Raw genomic sequence first — 24,759 nt, 5'->3', positions numbered from 1 at the left:
ACGCTTGCAAGTTTCTTGTTAATTATGTCGATTATGTGGCGAACTTTGGTGCAGTGCCGATGCCCGTAATCATTTCAACCGTCTCATTTGGGGACTTAAATTATGATGTCGAAAAAGATTAAATCGATTGCCTTGGCAGCTGCGGCAGTCATGAGCCTTGCAGGGGCAGCATCAGCTGCGACTGTTACTTATACGGGTGGAACGACGACAAATGCCGGTGGTCCCGGTGGCTGCCCTGCTGAGAAGCCTTGCCTTCAGCTGTCGAATTCCGGACCCAACAGTACTGCAACTTTCTCTGCCGGTGGGGCAACCTTCTCGTTGATCTCTTTCCTCTACAACTTCTCGGACAACGCCAAAGGGATAACGGGTCCCGGCATTCTGACGCTGACCTACGCTGGATTGGGCAGCCCGATCAATCTTCCGGGAAGCAAGGATGGCAACACTTTCGAATTCGATACGGCGATCGAGGATATTGCTTCGTTCACGCTGAGCAACACGGGTGACGGCGTGATCCGACTCGGCGGCATCGAGACGACGATCTCGGCCGTGCCGGTCCCGGCGTCAGGTCTTCTGCTGCTGGGTGCCCTTGGCCTGATGGCCTCTCGGCGTCGCAAGACCGCCGCATAACTGCGCAATCAATCGAATGAAAAGGCCCGGAGCATGCTCCGGGCCTTTTTCGTTCCTTCGCCTCTCGCTGACCTTCAAACGATCCGTTCGACCATCATGTGCTTGATCTCGGCAATCGCCTTGGCCGGATTCAGACCCTTCGGGCAGGTCTTGGCGCAGTTCATGATCGTGTGGCAGCGATACAGCTTGAACGGATCCTCAAGGTCATCCAGTCTTTCGCCCGTCGCTTCGTCACGGCTGTCGACAATCCACCGATGCGCGGCCAACAATGCCGCCGGGCCCAGAAAGCGGTCAGAGTTCCACCAATAGGATGGGCAGGCCGTCGAGCAGCAGGCGCACAGGATGCACTCGTAGCGGCCATCCAGCTTTTCGCGGTCGGCAATCGACTGTTTCCATTCCTTGGCCGGTGCATTCGTCTTCGTCTCAAGCCAGGGCATGATGCTGGCGTGCTGCGCGTAGAAATGCGTCAGGTCGGGGATAAGGTCCTTGACCACCGGCATGTGCGGCAGCGGATAGATCTTGATGTCGCCCTGCGCCTCGTCCAGGCCGGAAATGCAAGCCAACGTGTTCACGCCGTCGATGTTCATGGCACAGGACCCGCAGATACCTTCGCGGCAGGACCGTCGAAAGGTCAGCGTCGGGTCGATGTCGGTCTTGATCTTGATCAGCGCGTCCAGAACCATCGGGCCGCAGGTGTCCAGATCGACGAAATAGGTGTCCAAACGCGGGTTCTTGCCGTCTTCGGGATTCCACCGATAGACCTGCACCTTCTTGGTCGTCTTCGCCCCGTCCGGCTTGGGCCATGTCTTGCCCGTCACCATGCGGCTGTTTTTGGGCAGCGTGAATTCAACCATGTCTCAGGCTCCTTGGAAAAGCAGAATTACCGGCCAAGCGCCGGTGAATAGGGAATCATCGGGGCGGCCCCGGTCAGGCGGACATAGCATTCCGCATGGACGGTCGAAGGGTCGCGGCCCCGCAAGTAATCATCGGTGACGCCGATCGAGATACCGGTTTGCACGCCGCGGCCGCTGGATACGCCGACAGCGACCTGCCCGGTCGGCCCTGCAGCGCGCCGCGCCTCTTCGTCGCAGCGCGCGGCGACCTGCTGCGGGGTCGGCGGCGGCGGCGGGGTGCAAGCCCCGAGCGCCAGAAGCCCCGCGATCAGGATCAGCGGGCGCATCAATAGACCCGCTTCTTCGGTGCGATTTTCTTCATGTCGATTCCGCCCTCGGCTTCCGTGGTCAACGGGTCCATGTGCACCGGACGATAGCTCAATTCCACCGACGCGCCGGTCACGGTTGCGAGGCTGTGTTTGCGCCACGTTTTATCGTCACGCTCGGGATAGTCCTCATGCGCGTGCGCCCCACGGGATTCCTTGCGCGCCTCGGCAGCCACGATGGTGGCCAGCGCGTTGGGCATCAGGTTCGCCAGTTCCAGCGTTTCCATCAGGTCGGAATTCCACACGAGACTGCGGTCGGTGACGTGCAGGTCATCCAGCTTGGCCGCAATCTCCTTCATCCGCGCGACACCTTCGGCCAGCGTCTTGTCCGTGCGAAAGACGGCGGCGTCGGCCTGCATGGCTTCCTGCATCTCGAGCCGCAGAGCGGCGGTCGGTGTGCCGCCAGAGGCGTTGCGCAGTTTGTCGAAGCGCGCAAAGGCCGCATCGACGGACGCCTGGTTCAGCGGCGCGTTGTCGGTATTGGGGTCGACGATCTGCCCCGCCTTGATCGCGGCGGCCCGACCGAAGACCACGAGGTCGATCAGGGAATTCGACCCCAGACGGTTTGCCCCATGAACGCTCGCGCAGCCCGCTTCGCCCACGGCCATCAGTCCGGGCACGATGGCGTCGGGGCTATCGTCGGTCGGATTCAGCACCTCGCCCCAGTAGTTCGTGGGGATGCCGCCCATGTTGTAGTGGACGGTTGGCTGCACCGGGATCGGTTCCTTTGTCAGATCGACACCGGCAAAGATGCGGGCGGACTCGGTGATCCCCGGCAGGCGCAGGTCCAACGTTTCCGGCGGCAGGTGGTTCAGGTTCAGGTGGATGTGGTCCTTTTTCGGACCGACGCCGCGACCTTCGCGGATTTCCATCGTCATGCAGCGCGACACCACGTCGCGCGACGCAAGATCCTTGTAGGTCGGCGCATAGCGTTCCATGAATCGCTCGCCTTCGGAGTTCGTGAGGTAACCGCCCTCGCCCCGCGCGCCTTCGGTGATCAGGCAGCCGGCACCGTAGATGCCGGTCGGGTGGAACTGCACGAACTCCATATCCTGCAGCTTCAGGCCCTGCCGCGCGACCATGCCGCCGCCGTCGCCAGTGCAGGTGTGAGCCGAGGTAGCGCTGAAATAGGCGCGGCCATAGCCGCCCGTCGCCAGCACGACCATCTTGGCGTTGAAGACGTGCATGGTGCCGTCGTCCAGCTTCCATGCGACGACGCCTTGGCACTGGCCATCTTCGGACATGATAAGGTCGATGGCGAAGTATTCGATATAGAATTCGGCCTTCTGCTTCAGGCTCTGGCCATAAAGCGTGTGCAGGATCGCGTGACCGGTCCGGTCGGCGGCGGCACAGGTGCGCTGCACGGGCGGGCCTTCGCCGAATTCTGTCGTATGGCCGCCAAAGGGGCGTTGGTAGATCTTGCCTTCTTCTGTGCGGGAAAACGGCACGCCGTAGTGTTCCAGCTCGTACACCGCCTTCGGTGCTTCCCGCGCGAGGTATTCCATCGCATCGGTGTCGCCCAGCCAGTCGGACCCCTTGACTGTGTCATACATGTGCCACTGCCAGTGGTCGGGGCCCATGTTGGACAGGGATGCCGCGATGCCGCCCTGTGCGGCGACGGTGTGTGACCGGGTCGGGAACACCTTGGTGATGCAGGCGGTCTTCAACCCCTGTTCCGCCAGTCCCAGCGTCGCGCGCAGGCCGGACCCGCCGGCACCCACGACGATCGCGTCATAGGTGTGGGTTTCGTACTCGTAAGCAGCCATCGGTTCATTTCCTCAAGCGGGTCAAAGGGCGAGGCGCACGACGGCAAGGATGCCGATGGCCAAGGCGGTGTAGGACAGGCAGATCATCGCGATCAGCAGGGCGCGCCCGGCAAAGCCATGGACGTAATCCTCGATCATCGTCTGCACGCCGCCGCGAAAGTGGATAAAGCCGACGGCAAAGGTCAGCAGGGCCACGATGGACGGGAATGGGCGCTGGTAATAGGCCAGCACATCTTCGTAAGGCGCGCCGTAGATGCTGCCGAAGGTGAAGATGAAGCAGGGGATCAGCCCGACGAGGGCAATGGAGCTAATCATCATATGCCAGTGATGCAGGGTGCCCGATTTGGCAGAGCCCATGCCAGCGGCACGCTTGCGGTCGGTGATATACGGCATTGTCAGAACCCCTTACAGCACGATGACGGTGAAGATCGTCAGCAAAACGGCGACGAGGACCATTGCCTGACCGAACGTCTCGGACTTGTCGACGGCAAGCATGTGGCCGCTGTCCCAGATCAGGTGACGGATGCCGGCGAGGCTGTGATACCAGATCGCCGCGACCGAGAAGAACATCACCAGATCGCCGAACCAGCTGGTCAGGACACCGTCCGCGCGGGCAAAGGCGTCGGGGCCGGTTGCGGCTGCGATGAACCACCAGACGATCAACAGGGCGGCGACGATCAGGGCATTGCCCGTGATGCGGGTGAAGATCGACGTCATCGAGGTCCACTGTGGCCGATAATAGGGGCCGATCATGAAGGGTGACAGGGGTCTTGCAGGTCGTTTTGGATTGGCCATCTCGGTTCCTTTGCGCGCGCAGCTCCCGCTGGGGTCGCCGGTTTGTCGTCGTTTTGCACCATCACGGTGGGGAAGTCACGCGGACGCCGACCGAAATGCCGCGTGAAATTGCCACGCGGAGGATGTTTTTCAAATCCGTGATCACAGAAATTAATCTTGTGATCACGTAGGTCAGGCGGGCATCAGCGCCCAGTAATCCAGATCAAGAAGAACATCCGGTAAATATCGCCCCTCCGCATCGCGAAGCTGTCCGGCGCTGCCCTTTGTTGCGACCAGGCGAAGGCGGATCGCACCGACGCCGGGGGCGACGGTCGGCGCGGTGTCCAGCACCTCTGACCAGGCGCGGACGGTGTCGCCGGCAAAGCAGGGGTTCGCGTGTGCCCCGCCATTCAGCGCCACGATCAACTGCGCATTGGCCAGACCGTTGAAAGACAGCGCCCGCGCAAGGCTGATGACGTGACCGCCATAGATCAGCCGCTTGCCGTCCGGTCGATGCGTCGCGTCGAAATGCACCTTGGCCGTGTTTTGCCAAAGGCGGGTGGCCAGCATGTGCTCGGCCTCTTCGATGGTGACACCGTCGACATGGTCGATGATCTCTCCGACGCGGTAGTCACCAAGGCGGTGCGGTTCGCCCGCCAGTGCAAAGTCGTAGTGGGTGAAGTCGAGGCCGCGCGGGATGACCAGATCGTCGGGCGAGACGCTGTCGGCCAGTTCCGGCACGACCGTTGCAGGCACCGGACCGTCGCCGCGCCTGCGCACCATCACCCAGCGCACATAGGTCAGCAGAGCCTCGCCGTGTTGATTGCGCCCCGTGGTGCGGACCCAGACGACACCGCTTTTCCCATTCGAGTTCTGCTTCACGCCGATTACCTCCGACGTGGCGGTGATCGTGTCGCCCGGCCACAGCGGCGTGATCCAGCGCCCTTCGGCATAGCCAAGGTTCGCCACAGCATTCAGGGACACGTCCGGCACCGTCTTGCCAAAGACGGTATGGAACGTCACCAGATCGTCCAGCGGACTGAACGGCAGACCACAGGCCTGCGCAAAGGTATCCGCCGAATGCAGGGCATGCCGCGCTGGGTAAAGCGCGTGATACAGCGCGCGCTCTCCCATCTTGATCGTGCGCGGTACGGCGTGGGTGATCAGGTCGCCGACCGCATAATCCTCAAAGAACCGGCCCGCGCTGGTCTTGGTCATTGCTGCCCAAGCTTCATGTCGGCGTGGTAGTCGGCCGTGATCTCCTTGGTCACGGCCTGACCGCATCGCATGACGCCGTTGGCCTGGTCGAAGGCATAGGTGGGCGAGCCGTAAAGCTCCCACCCCTTTGACAAGGCGTCGGAAACCTTGTGGCAGAAGGCCGAAGTGTCGTCCTCGGTCAGCAGGCGGTAGATCTTGGGCATGATGTTATCCGAACGGGTTGTAGCCAAGGGCGGCATGGATGCCGGAGACGACGGCAAAGACCACGACCGTCGCCACGACAGCGATGATTTCCGATTTGATCGGTGGAGCGTGGTAGGCGGTGCGCGGACCGGCGGCGCGATTCAGCACCACGATCTCTGCCAGGGCCCAGACCAGCAAGCCGCCGAACAGCAGGAATGACGGCGTGTCGCCATTGACCAGCAGATGCGCCACGGCCCAGACGGCAACGGCGGTCAGTTGCGGATTGCGGATCGCCTTGGTGACGCGCGTGCCCCTGCCCGAAGCGGCAAAGAGGTAGAAGGCGAACAGCACCAGCAGGTTGTTGATGCCGGTCATGGCGGGCGACTTGCCCCAATAGACCTCTCCTGTTGCCCCGCGATAGCCGATCACCATCAGCACGATGGCAAGGACAGAGGCTATGGCGACGACCAGCTTACCCTTGTCACCCATCGCGGCACGGCTGTCGGGCGCTGCGCGTTTCCAGAAATGCGACCCGGACCAGAGGATCAGGCCAAGTAGGATGAGGATCATGTGCGCTCCAATGCGGCGATGGCGTCTGCTTTCGCCAGCGTGGCCCTTGCCGTGACGACATGCAAGTTCTCGACAATGCGACCATCGACGACCGCGACGCCCTGCCCTTCGGCGACGGCCGCGTCAAAGGCTGCGACCTGACGGCGTGCAAGGTCGATGTCGGCCTCGGTCGGGCCGAAAATCGCGTTCGCCACGTCAAGCTGCGCGGGATGGATCAGGGACTTGCCGTCGAAACCCATGTCGCGACCGTCCTCGCATTCCGCGCGCAAGCCGGCCTCATCCTGATACGCGTTGTAGACGCCGTCGATGCACAGGATTCCAGCGGCGCGCGCCGCCAGCAGACAGTGCTGCAAGGCCGTCGTGACGGCACCGCGGGTGCGCGTGCCAAGGTCCTTGGCCAGATCGTTCGTGCCCATGACGAAACCCTGAAGCCGCGGATGCGCGGCCATGGTTTGGGCGTTCAGCACCCCCAGCGGCGTTTCCATCATGGCCCACAGCGGCAGGTCCGGCACCAGTGCAGCGACAGCGTCCAGATCGGCTGGGCTGCCGACCTTCGGCACCAGCACCCCGTCGCAGGCCATGCCCGCCGCTGCCCGTGCGTCGTCTTCGCCCCACTCCGTATCCAGACCGTTGATGCGGACCAGCCGCAGACGATGCCCATAGCCGCCCTCGGCCAGCGCATCGCGCAGGATGGTCCGGGCCTCTACCTTGGCCAGTGGCGCGACCGCGTCTTCCAGATCGAACAGGATCACGTCGCAGGGCAGGCCGCGGGCCTTGCCCAGCGCCCGTGGTTTGGACCCGGGAATGTAAAGAGCTGACCGGGTGGAACGACTGTTCATTTCGACCTCGCAACAATGTTGCGCAAACATGGACTCAAGGAGTGGCATCATTCAACCCCGAATTGCCGCGTTGCGGCATCTTCGGGACTATAGCGCGCAGGGCCAATCACCGATCAACGATGACGCGAGAGGCTGAACGGACCAGAGACGGGAGATGAACCAGTGCCGCTTTGCCTGATCGCCGTGACCCTGACCATCAGCCTCTTTCTCATGCTGGCGGCACCTGCTCCGGCATAAGGTGCACTCTGCCTGACAGCGCCGGACCTGACCGCGGCGCTGGAATGACAGGTCAAGGAAAGCCGCTGGCAAGCGCCCTGACTTTGGCCGGGGTCTTGCTACTGATCCATGTCGCGGCAGAGGATCATGGACGGTCACCGCGTTATGTCCCGGTGGTCCCGCTTGCATCAATGCGAACGGTCATGATTTCAGCCTTCTCCACCGCAAGGGCCTTTTCCCAGCCGAGGATATCTGAACTGCCAGCGTGTTCCCGCCGAACCCGCAAATATCGTCACCGCCTCGTGCAACCAACCGAGCGACTCGGTGTTGTGATCCCATGGAGAGGTCCGGACGTCTGGGCCTGAAGATCATTCGATTGGATCACGATATGAAACGTTTTCTTGCAACCACCGCGATTGCTCTGGTCATGGCCAACGGCGCATTTGCCGAGAGCCATGTCACGACCGATGGCACGGCCACAGAGGGCATGACGATCGAAGCTCCGGCGACGGACGGCACGACTGCGGCACCCGATGCAACGACCGAGTCGACCGAGACGATGGCACCGACCGACGAGGCGGCCGAGCCCGCTGACGGTGCGATGACGACCGATACGGACGCTGCGGCCGACGATGCAACGATGGATTCGACTGCGACAGGCTCCACCACGATAGATACGACCGCAACCGATACCGCCGCGACCGACATGGGCGCAAGCGACATGGGGGCGGCTCCGGCCATGATGATCGACGGCTATGAGACGCTGACGAACACCGAAGTGACGGCCGAGGAACTGACCGGCGTTAACATCTATGGCCCCGACGAAGGTGATGTCGGCAGCATCGGCGACCTCGTGATCGGCGAAGACGGCACGATCTCTCAGGTGATCGTCGACGTGGGCGGCTTCCTCGGCCTGGGCCAGAAGCCCGTCGCGATCGATTATGAAGCCGTGCAGATCATGAAGCAGACCGACGGCGACGACATGCGCGCCTATATCTCCATGACCGAAGAACAGCTGGAGGAACTGCCGCGCTACGAATCTCCGATCGAAGCCGAAGCCGCTGCTGACGTGAATGCAGCTGATCCGGCGATGACGGACGCACCCGCGACCGACGCGCCTGCCACAGACCCGGCTATGACGGACGCACCGGCAGCCGACGCACCGATGACCGATGCGGAAGAGCCCGCTGCGGAAGAGCCGGCAGTGGAAGAAGCACCCGCGAACTGATCGCGACTCTCTCTTACATTACGATGGCCGCCCCTGATCGGGCGGCCATTTTCGTTTCGGAGCGTACCAGTGTTGCGACCACTGGGTGCCAACGACAGTGTCAAGTCCGGTCGCAGCGGGCCCCATCCGACAACCCGCCTGCACGCGGCCTCCGATCCAAGTCCATCGACGGAACCCAGTACCGCGCCCGCTTCGTGTTGGGGCGGTCATTCATCGGCCTTAAATGCCTTGCATGTCAAAACCACGCCAACGGTATCCCGGGCTGCACACTTGCGCCCTTCGGGCCAAAGGACTAACCAGCGGGCCAAGTTCAAACCGCATGTAGCAGGAGCCTTCCCATGGCCAGACCCAAGATTGCACTGATCGGCGCCGGACAGATCGGCGGTACGCTCGCCCACCTTGCCGCCGTCAAGGAACTTGGCGATGTCGTCCTTTTCGACATTTCCGAGGGCACACCCCAGGGCAAGGCGCTGGATATCGCCGAATCCGGCCCGGCTGCCAAATTCGACGGGTCCTTCAAGGGCACCAACGACTATGCCGACATCGCCGGGGCCGACGTCTGCATCGTCACCGCTGGCGTGCCGCGCAAACCCGGCATGTCGCGTGACGATCTGCTTGGGATCAATCTGAAGGTCATGAAATCCGTCGGCGAAGGCATTGCCGCCCATGCACCGAACGCCTTCGTCATCTGCATCACGAACCCGCTGGATGCGATGGTCTGGGCGCTGCGCGAATTCTCGGGCCTGCCGCACAAGATGGTCTGCGGTATGGCGGGCGTGCTCGACTCGGCCCGCTTCCGCCACTTCCTCGCCGATGAATTCAATGTCTCGATGCGCGACGTGACGGCCTTCGTGCTGGGCGGCCACGGCGACACGATGGTGCCGCTGACCCGCTATTCCACCGTCGGCGGCATCCCCCTGCCCGATCTGGTGGACATGGGCTGGACCACGCAGGACAGGTTGGACGCCATCGTCCAGCGCACCCGCGATGGCGGTGCGGAAATCGTCGGCCTGCTCAAGACCGGCTCTGCCTTCTACGCCCCCGCGACCTCTGCCATCGAAATGGCCGAGGCGTTCCTGAAGGACCAGAAGCGCCTGCTGCCCTGCGCGGCCCACGTCGACGGTGCCTATGGCCTTGACGGCTTCTACGTCGGAGTGCCGACGATCATCGGTGCCGCCGGGATCGAGCGTGTGGTCGAGATCAAGATGGACAAGACCGAACAGGCCATGTTCGACAAGTCGGTCGATGCGGTGAAGGGCCTCGTCTCGGCTTGCAAGGACATCGACCCCTCGCTGGCCTGATTGCAGACACCCCGACCCACATCACGCGCCGCAGGCCCCCTGCGGCGCGTTCCCGTTTGGTCAGGCCGGTTGGCGCAACCGTCCGGCATTCTGATCAACCATTACCTGATCGAAGGCGTCCGGCCGGAAAAGGGCTGCCGCTCGCGGCCAGCGCCTGATCGCCGCGGACGCAGGATCGATGGGCATTTCCATGATGGCATCCTGCGCGTCCAGCGCAGCCATGGCCGCATGCGTTACCGTCCGCAGGTGACGGAAGTAGGCTGAGGCATTGGTGTCCGGCAAACTGAGCGTCGCAATCTGCGCGCTGCGCGGCGCAGTCATGATGCCGGAACGCCGTTCGGCCGGGATTTCATGCCCACGATCGATCATCTTCGCAGCTGCATGGGCGGGCGTCAGTCCGTCGAAATGCACGATCTGCGGCAATCGCAACATCCTGCGCCTGACGGGAAGGCGCGCGTCGGGATCGGAGTGCCTGCGCGCGCTGTCGTGAATTCCGATGGCCAGACCGGCCGAAACCCGTGTGATCGATTTGCACCCGGCATAGGCGGCCATGCCGCGCGTCAATAGCGCCGCACCGTCGCCATAAATCGCCCCCGGGGTCAGGACCGGTCCACGACACAACCCACCGAAAAGGCCGGGGTCCGGATCATCCCAAGACAGGCACCTTTCCCAGACCGGCAGGCGCACGACGGCCGTATCGTCCTGGATCGTTGCAAGAAGGCGCAGGACATACCGTGTCTGGATCAGGAATTCATCGGCATCGCAGTGCAGCACCCAGGGGGACTGGGCATGGCCCCGCGCGTCGGCGGCATTCGTCACCTGCCGCGCGACGATCATGGTGGGTCGGCCCCCATGCCGCTGCCAGTAGCGGTGATTGCAGACCGTCATGCGCACCTGCCGCAGTCCCGACAGCAGGCCGATCGCAGGATCGTCCGGGTCGTCGATGTAAAGATGCAGACAGCGCACCCCTTGCTGCAGATGGTGGGCCACAAAGGCCATTGTCAACGGCAGCGGCTCCCGGATGGTCGTCACCAGATCGAGGGCGGCTCTTTGCAATTTGCACACTCCCCTCGACCCGACATGCGAAGGTTGTGAATACCACGCCAATCGTTGCAAAATCGATAAAGCCCGCAGCGACCTCCAGTTTGTGATCACACGATTTGCCGCCGTGATCACAAATGTCGGATTTACGGGTCGGAACCGCGACCAGTAGTTTTTTGTTAAAGCCGGATGTGATTGAAGGACGCCAAACCCAGGTCAGACAAGGGACGCGACATGAACATCCACGAATACCAGGCCAAGGCATTGCTGCGGTCCTATGGGGCCCCGGTCAGCGACGGTCGCCCCGTCATGCGGGCCGAGGACGCCAAGACGGCCGCCGGCGAGCTGGATGGGCCGCTGTGGGTGGTCAAGGCGCAAATTCATGCCGGCGGTCGCGGCAAGGGTCACTTCAAAGAGGCCGACGCCGGCGACAAGGGGGGCGTGCGCCTTGCCAAGTCGGTCGAGGAAGCATCGCAGGAAGCCAAGAAGATGCTCGGCCGCACCCTGGTCACGCATCAGACAGGCCCCGCCGGCAAGGTCGTCAACCGCATCTACATCGAGGACGGTTCGGGGATCGAGACCGAGATGTATCTCGCCTTGCTGGTCGATCGCCAGTCAAGCCGCATCAGCTTTGTCTGCTCGACCGAAGGCGGCATGGACATCGAGGAAGTCGCGGCGAACACACCCGACAAGATCCTTTCGTTCAGCGTTGATCCCGTGACCGGTTATCAGCCCTTCCACGGTCGCCGCGTCGCCTTTTCGCTGGGCCTGACCGGCGGTCAGGTCAAGCAGTGCGTGACCCTGATGGGACAACTCTACCGCGCCTTCACCGAGAAGGACATGGAGATGCTGGAGATCAACCCCCTGATCGTCACCGACAAGGGCGACCTCAAGGTTCTTGACGCCAAGGTCAGCTTCGACGGTAACGCGATGTATCGCCATTCCGATATCGCGTCCCTGCGCGACGAGACCGAGGAGGACAGCAAGGAACTCGCCGCCTCGAAATACGACCTGAACTACATCGCGCTCGACGGCGAAATCGGCTGCATGGTCAACGGTGCCGGTCTGGCGATGGCGACGATGGACATCATCAAGCTCTATGGCGCGGAACCTGCCAACTTTCTTGACGTCGGCGGCGGTGCCACGAAGGAAAAGGTCACTGAAGCGTTCAAGATCATCACCTCGGACCCGAACGTGAAGGGCATCCTCGTCAACATCTTCGGCGGCATCATGCGCTGCGATGTCATCGCCGAAGGCGTGATCGCCGCGGTCAAGGAAGTCGGCCTCAAGGTGCCGCTGGTCGTCCGCCTCGAAGGCACGAACGTCGAGAAGGGCAAGGAGATCATTCGCAACTCCGGCCTTGACGTGATTGCCGCCGACGACCTGAAGGACGGTGCCCAGAAGATCGTCAAGGCCGTCAAGGGCTGAGCCGCACCGGCCGTCACCTCGCGTCGGGGTGGTGGCCGGTCCCGCGACCCGCTAGCAATCGACCGGATGGAACCGTCAATGCCCATGCACGCCACACAACATGTTGCAGACACGCTCCGGCGCGTTCAGGCAGCCGTGGTAAAGGTGCACGTGATCCATTTGCCCCGGGCAACCGACCGCAAGGCAAGGATGCAGGCGGAATTCGATCGCGTCGGGATCAACGTCGATGACTGGGCCGGCGTCGATGCCCGACTCCCGCACAACGCGGACCGGTTGGCGGCGCTGCCGGATCATGGTCCATGGGGACATCTTCATGCGCATGCCAAAGGGTGTCTTTTGTCGCACCTCGACGCGATGCAACGCTTTGTCGACAGCTCTGCGTCCCATGCCCTGATCCTCGAGGATGACGTCTTCGTCGCCGACGATCTGTCCGTCTGGATGGCGGTCGAACAGTGGTGGCCTGCCGATGCCGACCTGGTCAAAATCGAACGGTGGCGCGATGACCGCCTGCGCGTCGTGATGGATGCCGCGTGCGCGACCCATTCCGGACGCGCGATCCAGCGCCTGCGGTCGCGTCATTCGGGCGCCGGTGGCTACTTCATCAGCCGGGCCGGCGCACATCGCGTGCTGACCGATCCGCAGCGCAATGTGCCCGTCGATCACCTGCTGTTCAACGGTCTCGTGTCGCCACTCGCAACGCAGCTTGTCACCTACCAGATCAATCCCGCGCTTGTCGTGCAGGGCAACGAGGCGCCCGCCTCATCCGGTCACCGGGCCGCCTCTGCCGCCCGACGCAAGCCAGTGTCGCAGAAGATCCGTCGCGGTCTTGCGGAACTGCGCATCTTGCGCGTCCTGCCCCGCCTGTTGACAGGCCAGTCACGGCTGCACCGCGTCGACTGGCAGAACATCACCCCTATCGCCTGACACCAGAAAGAAAGAAGCCCATGGCCATTCTCGTCAATGAAAACACCCGCGTCATCTGTCAGGGCTTCACCGGCTCTCAGGGAACGTTCCATTCCGAACAGGCCATCGCCTACGGCACGAAGATGGTCGGCGGCGTGACCCCCGGCAAGGGCGGCCAGACCCACCTCGATCTGCCGGTCTTCGATTCGGTGCACGAGGCGAAAGCCCGCACCGAGGCCAATGCCTCCGTCATCTACGTCCCGCCCCCCTTCGCCGCCGACAGCATACTTGAAGCCATCGACGCCGAGATGGAGCTGATCATCTGCATCACCGAAGGCATCCCGGTGCTGGACATGATGAAGGTCAAGCGCGCGCTGGAAGGGTCGAAATCCCGCCTGATCGGGCCGAACTGCCCCGGTGTCATCACGCCCGACGCCTGCAAGATCGGCATCATGCCCGGCCACATCCACAAGCGCGGCTCCGTCGGCGTCGTCTCCCGCTCTGGCACGCTGACCTACGAGGCCGTCAAGCAGACGACCGACTCGGGTCTGGGCCAGTCCACCGCGGTCGGCATCGGCGGCGACCCCATCAAGGGCAGCGAGCACATCGACATCCTCGAGATGTTTCTGGCCGACCCCGAAACGCACTCGATCATCATGATCGGCGAAATCGGCGGTTCTGCCGAAGAGGACGCGGCACAGTTTCTGGTCGACGAACGCAAGGCCGGTCGTTGGAAGCCAACCGCCGGTTTTATCGCGGGCCGCACCGCACCTCCGGGCCGCCGCATGGGTCACGCCGGTGCCATCGTCGCCGGTGGCAAGGGCGATGCGGAGAGCAAGATCGAGGCGATGAAATCCGCCGGGATCGTGGTCGCCGATAGCCCCGCCACACTGGGCGAGGCGGTTCTGGCCGCGATCGACAAGAAATAGTGCACCAGACAGTTCGTTGACGATCAAGTCGTTCAAGGTATGAAAAGTCCGATGGCCATGATTGCGCACCAGCAAAAGGACCACCACGACGGCGCGCTGCCGTCATGGTCGCTTTGCATCGCCACGATCAATCGGTTGGACAGCCTCGAAATCGCGATTTCCTGCGCGGTCGCACAGACCTGTGCCCCGCGGCAGATCATCATCGTCGATGCGGGTGACAGTCCCGACATGCTGCGCGACCGCCTGATGCCCTATGTCGTCGAAACGGACATCGCGCTGATTGTTGAAAAGGCGACCGAAAAATCATCGGCAATTCAGCGCAATCAGGCCATTGCGCATGTCGATTCTGACATCATCGTCTTTACCGACGACGACGCGTTCATGTTCCCGGACAGCATCGAAACATTGCTGGGATACTACATTCAGGACCATCAGAGACTCATTGCTGGTGCTGAGCTCGTCAATGTGCCCGATCTACCGCATGCGGCCGCCGCTCTTCTGAAGCGGCCGTCGGCAAAATTGCAAGGCACCGCTCTTGCGGTAAAGACAGGCGGTCCGGCGCGAACCGCCCGAAGCGGAACGGAGCGGATCATGCGGTCGCGCCCCTGGCGGTGGTTCAGCGCGAATGTCCTGATGATGGCGCGCCGAAACATGTTCATCGCATATGACGCCAATCGCATCAGGCCGACTGTCACGGACTTGCCGTCGGGCTACGGTGATCTTGCTCCGGTCATGCTCTTGCCGGGATATCGCATGTCGGTACGGACCGACATTGCGCGGTGCGAGCCGTTCAATCCAAATCTTCTCGCTTATTGTCCCTGCGAAGATCTTGACGCCAGTTATCGCTACGGCAGGCATGGGGTCTGCATCGTCGCGCGCGGCGCGCGCATCCATCACCGGGAAGTCCAGGCGAGCCGGATCGGTCGCATGGAGGCGACCTCGCTTGGAATTTCGAATGTGGCCTTGTTCATTCGCACCAATAGCGATGCACCACGTCGGCATCGCGCGCAGTTCGCGATTTTCGTAGTGCGACGCCTGATCGGCGAAGCATTCAAGGACGCCATGACGCGGCGATTTGATTTCCCTCAGGTCCGTGGGGTGCTGACAGGAATTCCGCGTTCCATTTCGATTTTCCGCAGACCACTCTTCGAGGCAACAAACTGGTATGTCGCGGAACAGCGGCGTGTTCTGAACCGACGCAAGATGAAGCAGGCGATCAGATCATGACAACACTGATACGATGCGCCCGTTCCAAGAGTTTAGCCGCCGACATACGCAAACTTGCCAGGCGGCGGCAAGCCACCCCGTGTGATTTTCCGAACTGCACATATGTGCAAGATCAACAACCGCGAAGCACAGATAAGGTCCTGTCATGAACGACCACTCCCCCAACGACGTGTTCCACGCCTCATCTTTCTTGCAGGGGCATAACGCCGATTACGTCGAACAGCTTTACGCGCGCTACGCGGACAATCCGGGCGCTGTGGACGAAAGCTGGCGGGACTTCTTCAAGTCGCTGGGCGACACGCCCTCTGACGCCAAGGCAGAAGCGGCGGGGCCGAGCTGGGGTCGGATGGACTGGCCGCCCATGCCGAACGACGACCTGACGCAGGCACTGGATGGCCAGTGGGCGCAAGAGCCCGCCGCCGCCGCGAAGAAGATCGCCGCAAAGGCCGAGGAAAAGGGTGCCAGCCTGACCGAACAGCAGGTGCGGTCTGCCGTGCTGGACAGCATCCGCGCACTGATGATCATTCGCGCCTACCGCATCCGGGGGCACCTGATCGCGGACCTCGACCCGCTGGGCATGCGCGAGGTGACCGCACACCCGGAGCTGGACCCCGCCAGCTATGGCTTCTCCAAGTCCGACATGGATCGTCCGATCTTCATCGACAACGTGCTGGGCCTTGAAATCGCTTCGATGAGCGAGATCATGGCCATCGTGAAGCGCACCTACTGCGGCACCTTCGCGCTGCAATACATGCACATCTCGAACCCCGAGGAAGCCGCCTGGCTGAAGGAGAGGATCGAGGGTTACGGCAAGGAAATCAGCTTTACCCAGAATGGTCGCAAGGCGATCCTGAACAAGCTGGTGGAGGCCGAGGGCTTTGAAAAGTTCCTGCACGTCAAATACATGGGCACCAAGCGGTTCGGTCTGGACGGTGGCGAGTCCCTGATTCCGGCGATGGAACAGATCATCAAGCGCGGTGGCCAGCTTGGCCTGGAGGAGGTCGTGATCGGCATGCCGCACCGCGGCCGTCTGTCGGTACTCGCCAACGTCATGCAGAAGCCCTACCGCGCGATCTTCAACGAATTTCAGGGCGGCAGTTTCAAGCCCGAGGATGTCGAAGGTTCGGGCGATGTGAAATACCACCTCGGCGCGTCCAGCGACCGGGAATTCGACGGCAACACCGTCCATCTGTCGCTGACCGCCAACCCCAGCCACCTGGAGGCGGTGAACCCCGTCGTGCTGGGCAAGGTCCGTGCCAAGCAGGACCAGAAGAACGACCGCGACCGCACGAAGGTGATGGCGATCCTGCTGCACGGCGATGCGGCCTTTGCCGGTCAGGGTGTCGTCGCCGAAGGGTTTCAGCTCTCGGGCATTCGCGGCCACCGCACCGGCGGCACCATGCATATCGTCGTGAACAACCAGATCGGTTTCACGACGGCGCCGCACTTCAGCCGGTCCAGCCCCTACCCTACCGACATCGCCCTGATGGTCGAGGCGCCGATCTTTCACGTGAACGGCGACGACCCGGAGGCCGTCGTGCACGCGGCCCGCGTCGCGACGGAATTCCGCCAGACCTTCCACAAGGATGTCGTCCTGGACATCATCTGCTACCGCCGCTTCGGTCACAACGAAGGCGATGAGCCGATGTTCACCAACCCCTTGATGTACAACAAGATCAAGAAGCAAAAGACGACGCTGACGCTTTACACGGATCGTCTTGTCACCGACGGTCTGATCCCCGAAGGCGAGATCGAGGACATGAAAGCCGCGTTCCAGTCCATGCTGAACGCCGAGTTCGAGGCTGGCAAGGACTACAAGCCCAACAAGGCCGACTGGCTGGATGGCCGCTGGTCGCACCTCGACCGGGACAAGGACAATTATCAGCGCGGCAAAACCGCCATCGCACCCGAGACGATGCAGGCCATCGGCAAGGCCCTCACGACCGTGCCAGCGCATATTGCGACCCACAAGACCATCGACCGCCTGCTGGACGCGAAGAAGCAGATGTTCGAAAATGGTGTAGGTTTCGACTGGGCAACGGGCGAGGCGCTGGCCTTTGGATCGCTTGTCGTCGAAGGCTATCCAGTACGGCTGGCCGGTCAGGACAGCACGCGCGGCACGTTCAGCCAGCGTCACTCCGCCTTGATCGACCAGAATACCGAGGATCGCTATTTTCCGCTGAACCATATCCGCGAGGGTCAGGCGCACTACGAGGCCATCGATTCGATGCTGTCGGAATACGCGGTTCTGGGGTTCGAATATGGCTACAGCCTGGCTGAACCGAACGCCCTGACCCTGTGGGAGGCGCAGTTCGGCGACTTTGCCAACGGGGCGCAGATCATGTTCGACCAGTTCATCAGTTCCGGTGAATCGAAATGGCTGCGGATGTCGGGCCTCGTGTGCCTGCTGCCGCATGGCTACGAAGGTCAGGGGCCGGAGCATTCCAGCGCCCGGCTTGAGCGGTTCCTGACGATGTGCGGCAATGACAACTGGATCGTCGCAAACTGCACGACGCCAGCGAACTATTTCCACATCCTGCGTCGCCAGTTGCACCGGAGTTATCGCAAGCCATTGATCCTGATGACACCGAAGTCGCTGCTGCGGCACAAGATGGCCGTGTCCGATGCCGCCGACTTCACGACCGGATCGTCCTTCCACCGCGTCCTCTGGGACGATGCGGAAAAGGGTCATTCGGACACCAAACTGGCCGCCGATGACAAGATCAAGCGGGTCGTGATGTGTTCCGGCAAGGTCTACTATGACCTGCTGGAAGAACGCGACGCCCGCGGCATCACCGACGTCTACCTGATGCGGTTCGAGCAGTTCTATCCCTTCCCGGCGCAATCCGCCGTGGCCGAACTGGAACGGTTCAAGAACGCCGAAATGGTCTGGTGCCAGGAAGAGCCGAAGAACCAGGGGGGGTGGAGCTACATGGAGCCCAACCTCGAATGGTGCCTGACCCGGATCAAGGCGAAACACACCAGGCCCGTCTATGCCGGTCGCGCCGCTGCCGCATCCCCGGCGACTGGCCTCGCCAGCCAGCACAAAGCCCAGCAGGCCACCTTGGTGGCCGAGGCCCTGAACACCGAAGGAAAAGACAAATGAGCACCGAAGTCCGCGTCCCCACCCTGGGCGAATCCGTCACAGAGGCCACTGTCGCCACATGGTTCAAGAAGCCCGGCGACTCTGTCGCCGTGGACGAGATGCTGTGCGAGCTTGAAACCGACAAGGTGACCGTCGAAGTGCCGAGCCCCGTCGCCGGCACCCTGAGCGAGATCGTGGCGGCCGAAGGCGACACCGTGGGTGTCGATGCGCTGCTGGCCCAGATCAGCGAAGGCGGGTCCGACAGCACGAAGGCCGAAGCACCGAAAGCCCAGGCCAAACCCGAGAAGTCCGACGCCGACCAGGCCGCCAAGGCCGAGGACGTGCCGACCGCCGCGGGCGAAGACGCTCCGGCCGAGGGTGGCACGGACACCGTGAACGCCGGTCCCGAAGACACCAAGTTGCGCGATCCTGAAGATGCCCCGTCGGCCACGAAACTGATGGCAGACAAGGGTATCGACCGCGACGCCGTGACCGCGACCGGCAAGGACGGCCGCGTGATGAAAGAGGATGTGCTGAAGGCGCTGTCCCAGCCAAAGGCAGAGGCCTCCAAGGCCGCGCCGCGCGCCGCGACGGCAGCCGACCAGGCCGACCGGGAAGAGCGGGTCAAGATGACGCGCCTGCGCCAGACCATCGCCCGCCGCCTGAAGGAGGCACAGAACACCGCCGCCATGCTGACCACCTACAACGAGGTGGACATGGGCGCGATCATGGACCTGCGCAACGAATACAAGGACCTGTTCCTCAAGAAGCACAGCGTGAAACTTGGCTTCATGTCCTTCTTCACCAAGGCCTGCATCCACGCGCTGCACGAAGTGCCCGATGTGAATGCCGAAATCGACGGCACCGATGTCGTCTACAAGAACTACGTCAACATGGGGATCGCGGTGGGCACGCCGACCGGTCTCGTGGTCCCCGTGGTGCGTGACGCCGACCAGTTGTCCTTTGCCGGGATCGAGAAGGCGATCAACGACATGGGCGTCAAGGCCCGCGACGGCAAACTGTCGATGGCTGACATGCAGGGCGGCACCTTTTCGATCTCCAACGGTGGCGTCTACGGATCGCTGATGTCCTCGCCGATCCTGAACCCCCCGCAGTCGGGCATCCTGGGCATGCACAAGATCCAGGACCGCCCGATGGCCGTCGGCGGCAAGGTCGAAATCCGGCCGATGATGTATCTGGCCCTGTCCTACGATCACCGTATCGTCGACGGCAAGGGTGCGGTGACGTTCCTCGTCCGCGTCAAGGAAGCGTTGGAGGATCCCCGCCGTCTGCTGATGGATCTCTGACGGAACTTTAGGGTGCGGCGGGTCATTGGCCCGCTGCCCCTTCATCGAAAGGCCAACCGATGCAACTGCTGACTCAGACTTCCACCGACGATTTCGCCGGGTTCAAATCCGCCTTCGACGCCGACGCCGAAAAACGCATGAACGCCGGACTGACCTTGATGCAGATGTGGCGCGATGCCGATGACGGCGCGGAAGTGCTCTGCCTGTTCGAGGCGAACGACCGCGCAAAAGCGCAGGCATGGCTGGATGCCGAGGCGCAGACAGGCCATGCCGTCACCGGCCGTTTTCTCAAGACCGCCTGACCGAACAGGGACAAAGATGACCCCCGAACTGACCGCCCTCACATTCGCCGGCCTGTTGCAGGGCGTCCAATTCGCCTTGATGTCCGTGCGCGTGAACATGGAACTTCCGGCGGGCAAGACGATGGGGCCGCGCGACCCCGACCGCCTTGGCAAACCGATCCCAGAACAGGTTTCTGCCCGGACCGGTCGTCTGATCCGCGCGCTCTCCAATCATTTTGAAGGTCTGATCCTGTTCACGCTCGCCGTCGTCGTCGTGACGCTGGGCGACAAAGGGACCGGCCTGACGGCCGCCTGTGCCTGGACCTATCTTTGCGCCCGCGTGGCCTATGTGCCCGCCTACTACTTCGGTTGGACGCCGTGGCGTTCGATCATCTGGGTCATCGGGTTCATCGCCACGATGCTCATGCTGCTTTCTGCCCTCATCTGAATGAACGGAGGCCCATTATGGCCAGCTACGACGTCATCATCATCGGCTCTGGCCCCGGCGGCTATGTCGGTGCCATCCGCTGCGCGCAACTGGGCTTGAAGACGGCCTGCGTCGAAGGCCGCGAGACGCTGGGCGGCACCTGCCTGAACGTCGGTTGCATCCCGTCCAAGGCGCTGCTGCACGCGACCGAGATGCTGCATGAGGCAGAGCACAACTTTGCCGAGATGGGTCTGAAGGGCAAAACCCCCTCGGTCGATTGGGACCAGATGCAGGCCTACAAGGACAAGACCGTCGGTCAGAACACCGGGGGGATCGAGTTCCTGTTCAAGAAGAACAAGGTCGATTGGCTGAAAGGTTGGGGTTCCATCCCAAAGGCCGGCAAGGTCAAGGTGGGTGATGACGTCCACGAGGCCAAGCATATCATCATCGCCACCGGGTCAGAGCCGTCGCCGCTGAAGGGTGTCGAAGTGGACGAGGAAACCGTCGTCACGTCCACCGGTGCGCTGAAGCTTGGCAAGATTCCCAAGTCGATGGTCGTGATCGGGGCGGGCGTGATCGGCCTGGAGCTGGGGTCGGTCTATGCCCGCCTGGGATCAGAGGTGACGGTCGTGGAATACCTCGACGCGATCACCCCCGGTCAGGACGCTGAAATCGCGCGGCAATTTCAGAAGATGTTGACCAAGCAAGGTCTGAAGTTCATCCTCGGGGCCGCTGTGCAAGGCGTTTCCGTCAAGAACAAGAAGGCCACCGTCACCTACAAGATGCGCAAGGACGATGCCGAGGCCGAGATCACCGCCGATACCGTGTTGCTCGCTACCGGGCGCCGCCCCTTCACCGACGGACTTGGCCTCGACGGGCTTGGCGTGACTCTGTTCGACCGCGGCCAGATCGAGGTCGACGACCGCTACAAGACCAACATCGACGGCATCTACGCCATCGGCGATGCGATCAAGGGGCCGATGCTGGCCCACAAGGCCGAGGATGAAGGCATGGCCATTGCCGAGATCCTTGCCGGGCAACACGGCCACGTCAACTACGGCGTCATTCCCGGCGTGATTTACACCCACCCCGAAGTCGCCAGCGTCGGCGAGACCGAGGAAACGCTGAAGGCCTCGGGTCGCGCCTACAAGGTCGGCAAGTTTCCCTTCATGGGCAACGCGCGGGCCAAGGCGAACTTCATGGGTGACGGCTTCGTCAAGATTCTGGCCGACCAAGAGACGGACCGCATCCTTGGCGCCCACATCATCGGCCCGATGGCCGGCGACCTGATCCACGAAATCTGCGTCGCGATGGAATTCGGTGCTGCTGCCGAAGACCTTGCCCGCACTTGCCACGCTCACCCGACCTACTCGGAAGCCGTGCGCGAAGCCGCCTTGGCCTGCGGCGACGGTGCGATCCACGCCTGAACCGGATCAGCCCCCGGATCGCGTCCGGGGGCCTCTCTGTCTTCGGTCATCGGCATCCCTGCCCGCCCGATCACTCGACCGCAACAGCATTGACGACAGGTCAACGCCGCCCCTCGCTATTGTGGACGTATCCTCTGGGCGAGTCCCGGCACGTGACGGGGGGCAGACAGCGCCTCCGCCGCCAGAGCCGTATTCAGGCCTTCAGCAGCCGCAACCCCTTGGTCACATCGCCCCGCACGGCCAGTCGCAACCCCGGCTCGTCGCCGGCCTTCAGTGCGGCGAGGATCAGGCGGTGGTGCATCGGCGGGTCGGTGCGGTTCAACCGGCCATAAAGCGCCCGCATCGTGGGCCCGAGTTGCAGCCACACGGTCTCGGTCATCGCAAGGATCGCAGGGGCCTGGGCCCGCAGGTATAGTGTCCGGTGAAATTCGAGGTTCATGCGGATGTAGCCGCTGGCGTCATGCCGCGCCACCATCTGGCTGACGCCAAGATTGATCGTCTCCAATCGCTCGATCAGTGCGAAATGCGCGCGCGGCAGGGCCCGCGACGCCAGCTCCGGCTCCAGCAGGGCGCGCAGCGTCGCAAGTTCCTCGATCCGGTCATTCGACAGCAGCGGAGTCGTGATCCGCCCCGTAGCCGATAGGGACAATGCGCCTTCGGACGCCAGACGTCGCACCGCGTCGCGTGCAGGCGTCATCGAGACGTCGTGATCCTTGGCTATGCCCCGCAGCGTCAATGTCGTGCCGGGCGCGATCTGTCCGTGCAAAATCTGTGTTCGCAAGGCACGAAAGACACGGTCATGGGCAGCACCGACGACGGCGATCGGACGGGGCTGGATCATGGGGCGATCATGGGATCGGCCGCACCGGCACGTCAATCATCGAAACGCAATCGATGCAGCCGGTCACCTTCTTCCCGCAGCCACAACCGCCGCGCGGCATAGTCCGGCATCAGATTGGCGACCACGGCCCAGAATGCTGCGGAATGGTTCATCTCGGCCAAATGCGCGACCTCATGGGCAGCGACGTAGTCCAGCACCTCGGGCGGTGCCATGATCAGCCGCCAGGAATACATCAATGCGCCCGCTGACGAACACGACCCCCAACGCGACCGGGTATCGCGCAGGGTCAGCCGACTGTAGCGGCACCCGATCCGCGCCGCGTGCCGGTCCGATGCCGCGACAAGGGCATCCCGCGCCCGGGTACGCAGGAAAGCCTTCACGCTGGCAGGTCCGGCCGCCGCGGGCAGCAACAGCCGATCATTCTGGACCGCAATGCGGCGTCCCGGCGCAGTCTCGATCCGCAGCAATTGCCCCTGATACAGCACTTCCTGTGCTTCGAAAACACCAACAGTTGGGGTGACGTCGGACAGGTGACCGCGCAGCCAGTCCTCTCGTTCCATCAGAAAGGCCAGCGCCTCCCGCTCGGGCGCGCGCGGCGGCATGGTCAGCGTCACCTTGCCATCCAGCCGCGAAACCCGCAGGCTCAACCGCCGCGCCCGGGCCGACCGTCGCAGATCGACGGTAATCGGGGGGTTGCCAATGATCAGATCGCGGCCCATATGCGTCCTTTGTTCCGCCCTCGCGCCAAAGGTCTTTGACACCATGTCAGCCTTATGGCAGGGGACATCAGGCCGCCGCAAGGGCAGCACCGACATTCAAAGGGGGAAACCCATGCCGAAAGAAGAATGGGGCACAAAGCGCCTCTGCCCCGAGACGGGCAAGCGATTCTACGACCTGAACAAGTCGCCGGTCATCAGCCCCTATACGGGTAATGTCGTGAACATCGACACTGCCAAGACGCGCACGATGGTGGCCGACGCCGAGGACGCCCAGACCAAGAAGATGAAGGTCTCCGACGAGGAGGAGGACGATCTGGTTCTGGACGACGAGGAGGACGAGGACGAGGACGAGGACGTTGATCTGGGCGATGACGTCCTGGAAGACGACGATGACGACACCGTCAGCCTCGACGACATCGCCGATGTCAGCAAGGGCGATGACGACTGAAAAAGTTCACGCCGGGGCGCGATTTCGCACTTGATCTCGCCCCGGTCGCTGCATAGACAGCGCCACACGGCAGACGCGGTTCGCGTCACACGGTTCGGGGCCTTAGCTCAGCTGGGAGAGCGCTTGCATGGCATGCAAGAGGTCAGGGGTTCGATCCCCCTAGGCTCCACCAAACCCAAATCATTGATAGCGTTGTGACCGGTCAGAGCGGATGCTCTGGAACCGAAACCCTCGGTATTGGCCGATCGCAAGGCAATTATCGCCATGCGCTTTCGATAAAAGACGGAAGTGCATCGCGCGTTCCTCCGCGCCGCACCATGGCGTCGACGGGTCCCGGATACTGTTTCCGGCCGATCAGGGATACATCCGCGCTCGGTCGACAGATCAGGCATCGAAACGCAGAGCTCTACAAAACATTGGACGACTGAACAGTTCTTTGGCGGCGCGGTTCGGACGGGCCGCGCCCATCCTGGCTGAACGGGACAGATTTTGACGCCGACCGCCTGCCCAATTTTGGATCGAATTGCGTTGAATCGGCGCGACGCTTCGGGGCCGTCTACATCGATAATTAGGAATTGAAACCTACCACTTCGGCAATATCGACATTGCCAGGAGGCCGGCGTGGCATCACCCCTTCTATCCTTGACGCTCACCGATATCGCCAGCGTGCGGGACGGCCTTGCTGATGACCCGACCGCATGGCCCGGGCCCGAGGGCATCGACGTCGCTGGAATCCAGCTGATCGTTGCGGCCCG

General features: G+C 62.6%; 25 protein-coding genes and 1 tRNA gene. 14 read left to right on the top strand and 12 right to left on the bottom strand.

All coding sequences use genetic code 11. The annotated features are described in order from the left end of the window. Positions 1 to 318 precede the first annotated feature (318 nt). A complete protein-coding gene (locus ACOI1H_RS15500; protein ID WP_422438742.1) occupies positions 319 to 627 on the top strand; it encodes a PEP-CTERM sorting domain-containing protein in 309 nt (102 codons plus the stop codon). Positions 628 to 701: 74 nt separating this feature from the next. Here ACOI1H_RS15500 and ACOI1H_RS15495 read toward each other — a convergent pair whose 3' ends face one another. The 9 genes from ACOI1H_RS15495 to ACOI1H_RS15455 all read right to left on the bottom strand — a co-directional run bounded on the left by ACOI1H_RS15495 (position 702) and on the right by ACOI1H_RS15455 (position 7,196). Next, a complete protein-coding gene (locus tag ACOI1H_RS15495) occupies positions 702 to 1,481 on the bottom strand; it encodes a succinate dehydrogenase iron-sulfur subunit (protein WP_422438741.1) in 780 nt (259 codons plus the stop codon). Between the two features lie 26 nt (positions 1,482 to 1,507). Then, entirely contained in the window at positions 1,508 to 1,807 is a 300-nt protein-coding gene (locus ACOI1H_RS15490) for a hypothetical protein (protein ID WP_422438740.1), read from the bottom strand. Then, positions 1,807 to 3,612 (bottom strand): succinate dehydrogenase flavoprotein subunit, encoded by a 1,806-nt coding sequence (sdhA, locus tag ACOI1H_RS15485; protein WP_422438739.1) that lies wholly within the window; start codon positions 3,610 to 3,612, stop codon positions 1,807 to 1,809. Before sdhA ends, ACOI1H_RS15490 begins: the two co-directional genes overlap by 1 nt. A 21-nt stretch (positions 3,613 to 3,633) precedes the next feature. After that, positions 3,634 to 4,005 (bottom strand): succinate dehydrogenase, hydrophobic membrane anchor protein, encoded by a 372-nt coding sequence (gene sdhD / locus ACOI1H_RS15480; RefSeq protein WP_422438738.1) that lies wholly within the window; start codon positions 4,003 to 4,005, stop codon positions 3,634 to 3,636. 12 nt (positions 4,006 to 4,017) lie between these two features. Further along, positions 4,018 to 4,407: a succinate dehydrogenase, cytochrome b556 subunit gene (gene sdhC, locus ACOI1H_RS15475; protein WP_422438737.1), complete on the bottom strand. Its 390-nt coding sequence runs from the start codon at positions 4,405 to 4,407 to the stop codon at positions 4,018 to 4,020. A 171-nt stretch (positions 4,408 to 4,578) separates the two neighbouring features. Next, positions 4,579 to 5,604, bottom strand: coding sequence for a MaoC family dehydratase (locus ACOI1H_RS15470; RefSeq protein WP_422438736.1), 1,026 nt, complete (start codon positions 5,602 to 5,604; stop codon positions 4,579 to 4,581). Then, positions 5,601 to 5,807, bottom strand: coding sequence for a DUF1737 domain-containing protein (locus tag ACOI1H_RS15465; protein WP_422438735.1), 207 nt, complete (start codon positions 5,805 to 5,807; stop codon positions 5,601 to 5,603). Before ACOI1H_RS15465 ends, ACOI1H_RS15470 begins: the two co-directional genes overlap by 4 nt. A gap of 4 nt (positions 5,808 to 5,811) precedes the next feature. Next, complete coding sequence (locus ACOI1H_RS15460; protein ID WP_422438734.1) at positions 5,812 to 6,357, bottom strand: NnrU family protein; 546 nt, start codon at positions 6,355 to 6,357, stop codon at positions 5,812 to 5,814. Then, the gene (locus tag ACOI1H_RS15455) at positions 6,354 to 7,196 is read right to left on the bottom strand and encodes an HpcH/HpaI aldolase/citrate lyase family protein (RefSeq protein WP_422438733.1); all 843 of its coding nucleotides are present in this window, start codon (positions 7,194 to 7,196) and stop codon (positions 6,354 to 6,356) included. Before ACOI1H_RS15455 ends, ACOI1H_RS15460 begins: the two co-directional genes overlap by 4 nt. A 604-nt stretch (positions 7,197 to 7,800) precedes the next feature. Between ACOI1H_RS15455 and ACOI1H_RS15450 the strand changes: the two genes are divergently transcribed. Together ACOI1H_RS15450 and mdh are read left to right on the top strand one after the other, a co-directional pair. Further along, a complete protein-coding gene (locus ACOI1H_RS15450) occupies positions 7,801 to 8,640 on the top strand; it encodes a PRC-barrel domain-containing protein (RefSeq protein ID WP_422438732.1) in 840 nt (279 codons plus the stop codon). A gap of 338 nt (positions 8,641 to 8,978) precedes the next feature. Further along, the gene (gene mdh, locus ACOI1H_RS15445; protein ID WP_422438731.1) at positions 8,979 to 9,941 is read left to right on the top strand and encodes a malate dehydrogenase; all 963 of its coding nucleotides are present in this window, start codon (positions 8,979 to 8,981) and stop codon (positions 9,939 to 9,941) included. 60 nt (positions 9,942 to 10,001) lie between these two features. Here the strand turns inward: mdh and ACOI1H_RS15440 are convergent, their stop codons facing one another. Next, positions 10,002 to 10,997: a glycosyltransferase family 2 protein gene (locus ACOI1H_RS15440; RefSeq protein WP_422438730.1), complete on the bottom strand. Its 996-nt coding sequence runs from the start codon at positions 10,995 to 10,997 to the stop codon at positions 10,002 to 10,004. A gap of 219 nt (positions 10,998 to 11,216) precedes the next feature. On the opposite strand from ACOI1H_RS15440, the gene sucC reads away from it, so the two are divergent. The 9 genes from sucC (at position 11,217) to lpdA (ending at position 21,996) form a co-directional block, all read left to right on the top strand. Continuing rightward, entirely contained in the window at positions 11,217 to 12,410 is a 1,194-nt protein-coding gene (gene sucC / locus ACOI1H_RS15435; protein WP_422438729.1) for an ADP-forming succinate--CoA ligase subunit beta, read from the top strand. A gap of 150 nt (positions 12,411 to 12,560) precedes the next feature. After that, a complete protein-coding gene (locus tag ACOI1H_RS15430) occupies positions 12,561 to 13,334 on the top strand; it encodes a glycosyltransferase family 25 protein (protein WP_422438728.1) in 774 nt (257 codons plus the stop codon). Between the two features lie 20 nt (positions 13,335 to 13,354). Continuing rightward, positions 13,355 to 14,242, top strand: a complete 888-nt coding sequence (sucD, locus tag ACOI1H_RS15425; protein WP_422438727.1) for a succinate--CoA ligase subunit alpha — start codon at positions 13,355 to 13,357, stop codon at positions 14,240 to 14,242. A 51-nt stretch (positions 14,243 to 14,293) separates the two neighbouring features. Next, positions 14,294 to 15,469: a glycosyltransferase family A protein gene (locus ACOI1H_RS15420; protein ID WP_422438726.1), complete on the top strand. Its 1,176-nt coding sequence runs from the start codon at positions 14,294 to 14,296 to the stop codon at positions 15,467 to 15,469. Between the two features lie 145 nt (positions 15,470 to 15,614). After that, the gene (locus ACOI1H_RS15415) at positions 15,615 to 18,575 is read left to right on the top strand and encodes a 2-oxoglutarate dehydrogenase E1 component (protein ID WP_422438725.1); all 2,961 of its coding nucleotides are present in this window, start codon (positions 15,615 to 15,617) and stop codon (positions 18,573 to 18,575) included. Next, positions 18,572 to 19,861 carry a 2-oxoglutarate dehydrogenase complex dihydrolipoyllysine-residue succinyltransferase gene (gene odhB / locus ACOI1H_RS15410; protein ID WP_422438724.1) on the top strand — a complete coding sequence of 430 codons (1,290 nt, stop codon included), beginning with the start codon at positions 18,572 to 18,574 and terminating at the stop codon, positions 19,859 to 19,861. The genes ACOI1H_RS15415 and odhB overlap by 4 nt, the downstream gene beginning before the upstream one ends. 59 nt (positions 19,862 to 19,920) lie before the next feature. Continuing rightward, positions 19,921 to 20,163, top strand: a complete 243-nt coding sequence (locus tag ACOI1H_RS15405; protein WP_422438723.1) for a hypothetical protein — start codon at positions 19,921 to 19,923, stop codon at positions 20,161 to 20,163. Positions 20,164 to 20,179: 16 nt separating this feature from the next. Continuing rightward, complete coding sequence (locus ACOI1H_RS15400; RefSeq protein ID WP_422438722.1) at positions 20,180 to 20,590, top strand: MAPEG family protein; 411 nt, start codon at positions 20,180 to 20,182, stop codon at positions 20,588 to 20,590. A 17-nt stretch (positions 20,591 to 20,607) separates the two neighbouring features. Continuing rightward, on the top strand, positions 20,608 to 21,996 hold the full coding sequence (lpdA, locus tag ACOI1H_RS15395) for a dihydrolipoyl dehydrogenase (RefSeq protein WP_422438721.1): 1,389 nt from the start codon (positions 20,608 to 20,610) through the stop codon (positions 21,994 to 21,996). A gap of 193 nt (positions 21,997 to 22,189) precedes the next feature. Here lpdA and ACOI1H_RS15390 read toward each other — a convergent pair whose 3' ends face one another. Together ACOI1H_RS15390 and ACOI1H_RS15385 are read right to left on the bottom strand one after the other, a co-directional pair. After that, positions 22,190 to 22,837, bottom strand: coding sequence for a GntR family transcriptional regulator (locus tag ACOI1H_RS15390; protein WP_422438720.1), 648 nt, complete (start codon positions 22,835 to 22,837; stop codon positions 22,190 to 22,192). A 32-nt stretch (positions 22,838 to 22,869) separates the two neighbouring features. Then, positions 22,870 to 23,556, bottom strand: coding sequence for a M48 family metallopeptidase (locus ACOI1H_RS15385; RefSeq protein ID WP_422438719.1), 687 nt, complete (start codon positions 23,554 to 23,556; stop codon positions 22,870 to 22,872). 112 nt (positions 23,557 to 23,668) lie between these two features. Between ACOI1H_RS15385 and ACOI1H_RS15380 the strand changes: the two genes are divergently transcribed. Further along, on the top strand, positions 23,669 to 24,004 hold the full coding sequence (locus ACOI1H_RS15380; protein ID WP_422438718.1) for a TIGR02300 family protein: 336 nt from the start codon (positions 23,669 to 23,671) through the stop codon (positions 24,002 to 24,004). Positions 24,005 to 24,100: 96 nt separating this feature from the next. After that, positions 24,101 to 24,176: transfer RNA gene (locus tag ACOI1H_RS15375), tRNA-Ala, on the top strand. The last annotated feature ends 583 nt before the right edge of the window (positions 24,177 to 24,759 follow it).

It is taken from the genome of Loktanella sp. DJP18 (assembly GCF_049310965.1).
Classification (GTDB): domain Bacteria; phylum Pseudomonadota; class Alphaproteobacteria; order Rhodobacterales; family Rhodobacteraceae; genus Loktanella.
This window is presented reverse-complemented; position numbering and strand designations above follow the sequence as displayed.